This is a genomic window from Streptomyces sp. MB09-02B, from assembly GCF_033794485.1.
Taxonomy (GTDB): domain Bacteria; phylum Actinomycetota; class Actinomycetes; order Streptomycetales; family Streptomycetaceae; genus Streptomyces.
The window spans coordinates 1-6,445 of sequence record NZ_JARGEE010000469.1 but is presented as its reverse complement, the minus strand read 5'-3'; the positions used below and the strand labels follow the sequence as shown (position 1 = coordinate 6,445).

Annotated in this window: 5 protein-coding genes and 1 pseudogene; 4 read left to right on the top strand and 2 right to left on the bottom strand. The window is 71.4% G+C overall.

The window, feature by feature from the left end:
* The first annotated feature begins 177 nt into the window (after window positions 1-177).
* The 3 genes from ureG to P1P70_RS38150 all read left to right on the top strand — a co-directional run bounded on the left by ureG (window position 178) and on the right by P1P70_RS38150 (window position 3,409).
* The gene (ureG, locus tag P1P70_RS38160; protein ID WP_319245952.1) at window positions 178-861 is read left to right on the top strand and encodes an urease accessory protein UreG; all 684 of its coding nucleotides are present in this window, start codon (window positions 178-180) and stop codon (window positions 859-861) included.
* Window positions 858-1,682, top strand: a complete 825-nt coding sequence (locus tag P1P70_RS38155; protein WP_319245956.1) for an urease accessory protein UreD — start codon at window positions 858-860, stop codon at window positions 1,680-1,682. The genes ureG and P1P70_RS38155 overlap by 4 nt, the downstream gene beginning before the upstream one ends.
* Before the next feature lie 137 nt (window positions 1,683-1,819).
* Entirely contained in the window at window positions 1,820-3,409 is a 1,590-nt protein-coding gene (locus P1P70_RS38150; RefSeq protein ID WP_319245950.1) for an alpha/beta hydrolase, read from the top strand.
* A gap of 72 nt (window positions 3,410-3,481) precedes the next feature.
* Here P1P70_RS38150 and P1P70_RS38145 read toward each other — a convergent pair whose 3' ends face one another.
* Together P1P70_RS38145 and P1P70_RS38140 are read right to left on the bottom strand one after the other, a co-directional pair.
* On the bottom strand, window positions 3,482-4,507 hold the full coding sequence (locus tag P1P70_RS38145; protein WP_319245954.1) for an NAD(P)-dependent oxidoreductase: 1,026 nt from the start codon (window positions 4,505-4,507) through the stop codon (window positions 3,482-3,484).
* A gap of 89 nt (window positions 4,508-4,596) precedes the next feature.
* Complete coding sequence (locus P1P70_RS38140) at window positions 4,597-5,316, bottom strand: lysophospholipid acyltransferase family protein (RefSeq protein WP_319245948.1); 720 nt, start codon at window positions 5,314-5,316, stop codon at window positions 4,597-4,599.
* Between the two features lie 262 nt (window positions 5,317-5,578).
* Between P1P70_RS38140 and P1P70_RS38135 the strand changes: the two are divergent.
* A pseudogene (locus P1P70_RS38135) lies at window positions 5,579-6,445 on the top strand (PP2C family protein-serine/threonine phosphatase); the annotation flags it as partial.

Here is a 6,445-nt window from a genome sequence, read left to right as displayed (position 1 = left end):
TCCCCGCGCCCCTGAAAAAGCAGGGGCTGCGCCCCGTGCTTTTTCGGCCCGAAAGGCCGGAGGCCTTTCAGGGGCGCGGGGAACTGCGCGAGAAGCCCCCACCCACCCGCACCCGCCGAACGACCGATCCCTCCGAGCTCTTCGCCGCTACCCCTTCTCGAACAAGGAGCCGCAGTCATGCATCTCGACCACGCCCACTCCCACGACGGCCCCTCAGCCATCGGCGCGGACGCGCACCGGCCCGACGGGACCCGGCGCGCGTTGCGCGTGGGGCTCGGTGGGCCCGTCGGGTCCGGTAAGACGGCGACGGTCGCCGCGCTGTGCCGGGCGTTGCGGGAGGAGTTGTCGCTCGCGGTGGTGACGAACGACATCTACACCCGTGAGGACGCGGAGTTCCTGCTGCGGGAGGCCGTGCTGCCGCCGGAGCGGATCACGGCCGTGGAGACGGGGGCGTGCCCGCACACGGCGATCCGGGACGACATCTCCGCGAACCTGGAGGCCGTGGAGGACCTGGAGGACGAGGTCGGACCGCTCGACCTCATCCTCGTCGAGTCCGGCGGCGACAACCTCACCGCCACGTTCTCCAAGGGACTCGTCGACGCGCAGATCTTCGTCATCGACGTGGCCGGCGGCGACGACATCCCCCGCAAGGGCGGTCCCGGTGTCACCACCGCCGACCTGCTCGTCGTCAACAAGACGGACCTCGCGCCGTACGTCGGGTCCGACCTCGCTCGGATGGCCGCGGACGCGAAGGCGCAGCGTGCGCAGCTGCCGGTGGTGTTCCAGTCGTTGCGCGAGGAGGCGGGCGTCGGGGAAGTCGCCGCCTGGGTGCGGGAGAAGCTCGCGGCGTGGACGGCATGACGGTGGTCCGAGGCGCTGCCGCGGAGCGGGACAGGGGGACCACCGGCGTCCGGGCCACCGCGCGGATCGCGGCCCGCGCCGACGGGCGGGGCGGTACGGCCCTGCCCGTGCTGGAGAGCGACGGGCCCCTGGCGCTGCGGCGGACCCGGGGGAGTGGTGACGCGACGCGGGTCATGCTGGTCGGGGCCATGAGCGGGCCGCTCGGCGGGGACCGGTTCGCCGTCGAGGCGGAGGTCGGCGAGGGGGCCCGGCTGGACGTCGGGTCGGCCGCCGCGACGATCGCGTTGCCCGGGCAGGCCAGGGGCGAGGCCCGCTACGACGTACGGATCGACGTGGCCGCCGGAGGCGAACTGCGCTGGCTGCCCGAGCAGTTGATCTCCGTCAAGGGCAGCGACCTGGCCGTGTCGACGCGGGTCGAACTCGCCGCCGGGGCGCGGTTGGTGTTCCGGGAGGAGCAGGTGCTGGGCCGGGCCGGTGAGGAGCCGGGAAGGTTGCGGAGTCGGCTCACCCTGTTGCTCGGCGGCCGGCCGTTGCTCGATCAGGAGGTGGCGTGCGGGCCGGGTTCACCCGGCGGCTGGGACGGGCCCGCGGTGCTGGGCGGACATCGGGCGCTGGGTCAACTCCTCGTCGTCCGGCCGGAGTTCGCCGACAAGTTGACCGAGCCGAGGGTGCTGGGGGAGACCGCCGCGCTCACTCCGCTCGCCGGGCCCGCCGTACTCGTCAGCGCGCTCGCGCCCGACGCGCTGCGGCTGCGGCGGGTGCTCGACCAGGCCCTCGCCGAGTTGGACGGCCGAGGAGGCGCGAGTCCCGACATCCGCTGAACGGGACTTTCCGCACCGGTTATCGGATTAGTAAAGAACACGTCGACCCCCTGTTCCCAGGCGCCTCACAGGTACGAGGATCCCCGTGACCATTCGACATTTCGCATCGATGTACGGGGAGTTCCCTCTTGAGAGGTATGAGGCCGACGAGAAGGGCGGGAGCGTTCGGCTCCGCCGGACTGCTCGTCACGGCGACCCTGATAGCCAGTGCCGTCACGGCCCCCGCGGCCGGCGCAGCGGACGGGGCGAGCGCGCAGGACCGTGAGGCCAAGGGAGTCGCCGTAGCCGCCGCGAAGGCGGCGAAGAAGGGCGTCGCTTGGCAGGACTGCCCCGAGAGCTGGGGCCTGGAGAAGCCCATCCAGTGCGGTTGGGTCACCGTGCCGCTGGACTACGCCAAGCCGAACGGCAAGCAGATCAAGCTCGCCGTGGACCGGATCGGCAACACCGGCACCAAGGAGGAGCGCCAGGGCGCGCTCGTCTACAACCCCGGCGGTCCGGGCGGCTCGGGCCTGCGCTTCCCGCGCCGGGTCACGACCCAGAACCCCCTGTGGGTCAACACGTCCAAGGCCTACGACTTCGTGGGCTTCGACCCGCGTGGTGTCGGCAAGTCGGCGCCCATCTCCTGTGCCGACCCGCAGGAGTTCGTGAAGGCGCCCAAGATGGACCCGGTCCCGGACTCCGAGGCCGACAAGCGCAAGCAGCGCAGGCTCGCGGCGAAGTACGCGGCCGGCTGCAAGGAGCGCAGCGGCGAGATGCTGCCGCACATGACGACCCCGAACACCGCGCGTGACCTGGACGTCATCCGGGCCGCCCTCGGAGAGAAGAAGCTCAACTTCCTCGGTGTCTCGTACGGCACGTACATCGGCGCCGTCTACGGCACCCTCTTCCCGAACCACGTGCGCCGCATGGTCGTCGACAGCGTGGTGAACCCCTCCCGCGAGAAGATCTGGTACCAGGCCAACCTGGACCAGGACGTCGCCTTCGAGACGCGCTGGAAGGACTGGACGAAGTGGGTCGCGGCCAACGACGCCACCTACCACCTCGGTGACACCCAGGCGAAGGTGCAGGCGAACTGGCTGAAGCTGCGCGCCACCGCGAAGAAGAAGCCGCTCGGCGGGCTGGTCGGCCCGGCCGAGCTGATCTCCTTCTTCCAGAGCGCCCCGTACTACGACTCCGCGTGGGCGCCCACCGCCCAGGTGTGGAGCGAGTACGCCGCCGGTGACACCCAGGCGCTGGTCGACGCGGCCGCCCCGGACCTCGCCGACACCGCGGGCAACGCCGCCTCCGAGAACGGCAACGCCGTCTACACGGCGGTCGAGTGCACCGACGCCAAGTGGCCCACGAGCTGGAAGAAGTGGGACCGCGACAACACCAGGCTGCACAAGAACCACCCGTTCATGACCTGGGCCAACGCCTGGATGAACCTGCCGTGCGCCACGTGGCAGTCCAAGCAGTACACCCCGGTGGACGTGAAGACCAGGAAGGGCCTGCCGCCCGTCCTGATCGTCCAGGCCGAGCGGGACGCGGCCACGCCGTACGAGGGCGCCGTCGAGCTGCACAAGCGGTTCAAGGGCTCCCGGCTGATCACGGAGACGAAGGCCGGCTCCCACGGAGTCACCGGCCTGGTCAACCCGTGTGTCAACGAGCGCGTGGACACCTACCTGCTCACCGGCGAGGTGGGCAAGGCCGACGTGAAGTGCGCCCCGCACGCCACGCCGACCCCGTAGGACCCGAAGGGCCGTAGGGCCCTGGAAGCGGCGAGGGGGCGACCGGAACCGGTCGCCCCCTCGCTCATGCGCTCACACCTGCCGCCCCGCCAGCCACGCGTCCTCCGCCGCGTAGTCGAAGAGGTCCCCGTACACCTCGGCCATCCTGGGGTAGGCCTCCCGCCAGTCCCCTCCGCCCGCCAGCCGGCCCTCGATCCACGCGACGGTCTCCGGCAGTGACTCCGCGTACCGGACCAACGGACGGTAGCCCAGCTCCCGCTCCGCCGCCGACATGTCGCACACCACGGGCACCGGCACGGACCACGGGGTGTCGCCCACCGTGGGTGACGGTGCGGGGCCGTCCACGAGCACGTTCTCCGTCCGTACGCCCATCACCGCGTCGATGGCGGCGGCGATCTCCACGACGGTGGGGGCGTCGGGGTCGACGGCGTTCAGCACCCGCGAACCGGGCCGGGCGGCGGCCAGCCGGATCAGCTCGGCGACGTTGTGGACACTCGCCGGATGGAAGCGGCTCGCACCGCCGTACGCCAGGACCCGGCGGGGCCTGCCGTCCAGGTTGCGCTTGACGAAGTACAGCTCGCGCGGGGTACGGCAGTGCGGTCCGTGGACGGCGCCCGCGCGCAGCAGGGTCGTGGGCAACCGGTCGCCCCCGGCGAGGAGTTCACGTTCCAGGCCCGCCTTGCGGGTGCTGTACGAGGTGTCGGCCGGCCGGATCGTGCGCTGGCTCTCGGGCAGGGGCAGCGGGTATGCGGGGAAGCCGCCCGGCTCCGCCTGGGTGTCGAAGTTGCGCCCCTTGTCGTCCTCGTACACCGAGACGCTGGAGACGACGACCGCCGAACCCACCCGGTCGGCCAGCGACAGCAACTGCCGGGCGTGTCCGGGGCCGTACGCGACCACGTCCACCAGCACGTCGCAGCCGTCACCGACCGCTGCCGCCAGCGCCGCGTCGTCACCCCGGTCGGCGGAGACGGTCCGCACCTCCTCCGGCCAGCCGTCGTCCCGGTCACCGCCCCGGGAGACGGCCGTCACCGCCCACCCGTCGCGCGCCAGCGCGCCCACGGCCACCCGGCCGATCTGCCCCGTCGCTCCCACCACCACAGCACGTCGTGTCATGGCCCCGACCGTACGACGCCCGGGTGCCGGGTGCCGGACGCTCTGCTACGGGCAGAACACCTGGACAGGTCCGCTCAACTCAGCGGCATGCGCGGGAACTTGCGCTCCTTCGTCTTCGCGGCTTCCTCCGCCTTCACGACGGCCGCGTACTGGTCGACGTACTCCTGCTCGGAGAGCGTGAGGATCGCGTACATGATCTCGTCGGTGATGGCGCGCAGCACGGCCTTCTCGTTCTCCATGCCCTCGTAGCGGGAGAAGTCGAGGGGCTCGCCGAAGCGGATGACGACGGGGTGGATGTTGGGGATGACCTTGCCCGGGGGCTGCGCCTCGAAGGTGCCGATCATGGCGCACGGGACGACGGGCACACCGGCCTTGAGCGCCATGACGGCGACGCCGACCTTGCCCTTGTAGAGGCGGCCGTCGTGCGAGCGGGTGCCCTCCGGGTAGATGCCGAGGAGCTCGTCCTTGCTCAGCACGCCGAGGCCCTCGCGGATGGCGGCCTGGCCCGCGTCCTTGCCGGAGCGGTCGACCGGGATCTGCCCGACGCTGTGGAAGAAGAACGCCGTCAGCCGGCCCTTGAGACCCGGGCCGGTGAAGTACTCGGCCTTCGCCAGGAAGGTGATGCGGCGCTTGAGGATCGCGGGCATCAGGAAGTGGTCCGAGAAGGACAGGTGATTGCCGGCGACGATGGCGGCGCCCGACGACGGCACGTGTTCGAGGCCCTCGATGCGAGGCCGGAAGACCAGTCTCAGCAGGGGGCCCAGAAGCACGTACTTGAGCAGGTAATAGAACACGGCGTCTCCCTCGGGCTACCGGATCGGCTCTGTGGACGTGTTCGGACTCACGAGGACTCCTCGCTGACCTCGCTGACGCTGCGTCAGGCGCTTGAGCGCTGGTGGGCCTCGTCCTGCGTGTCGACGATTGATCGTAGCCCGACGTGCCACGTCACCGGGAGGAGGCCGGGTGAAACCGAACAGCGTGGGCGACGACGGGCACTCATCGGTACCCGCGCCCGCGCACAGGCCCCCGTGCGCGGGCTCCGCCCCTCGCCCCCTGATCCAGGACGTCGTCGATCTGGTCGCCGACCGGATCCTGCCCGCCTTCGGCGCCCACGGGATGATCATGTCCACCGCGCAGGCCGGCCGCATCCAGATCATCGGGTCCCGGGGCTACGACCCCGCCGTCATCGAGCAGTTCGACGGCCTGTCCACGGACGCCGATCTGACCCCCGCCGGGCGCGCCCTCACCACCGGCGCCGCCTCGTTCTTCGCCGACCGCGGTGAACTCGCCCGCCTCTACCCGAGGGCCCCGCAGATCACGGACAAGCACGCGTGGGCCTTCCTGCCGCTGCTCAGCTCCGGGCACCCCATCGGCTGCCTCCTGCTGGCCTACAACGACCCCCACCCCTTCTCCGCCGCCGAGCGCTCCGTCCTCACACCCCTCGCCGGACTCATCGCCCAGGCCCTGGACCGCGCACGCCTCCACGACGAAAGCACAACCTCGCCCATGCCCTGCAGCAGACCCTCCAGCCCCACGCCCTGCCCACCGTGACCGGCCTGGACGTCGCCGCCCGCTACCTCCCCGCGAGCCACGGCATGGACATCGGCGGCGACTTCTACGACCTCATCCGCCTCACCGACACCACAGCCGCCGCGGTCATCGGGGACGTGCAGGGCCACGACATGGCGGCCGCCGCCCTCATGGGACAGGTGCGCATGGCCGTCCACGCCCACGCCACGGCCGGAGCCACGCCGGAGCAGGTCCTCACCCGCACCGACCGCGACCTCGCCGACCTGAACGCCGGCCGCTTCGTTTCCTGCCTCTACGCCCACCTCGACCTCGCCCGCCACGAGGTCACCCTCGCCGGCGCCGGACACCCCCACCGCTGCTCCTTGACCTTATCAAAAACCCCGACCCCAAAAA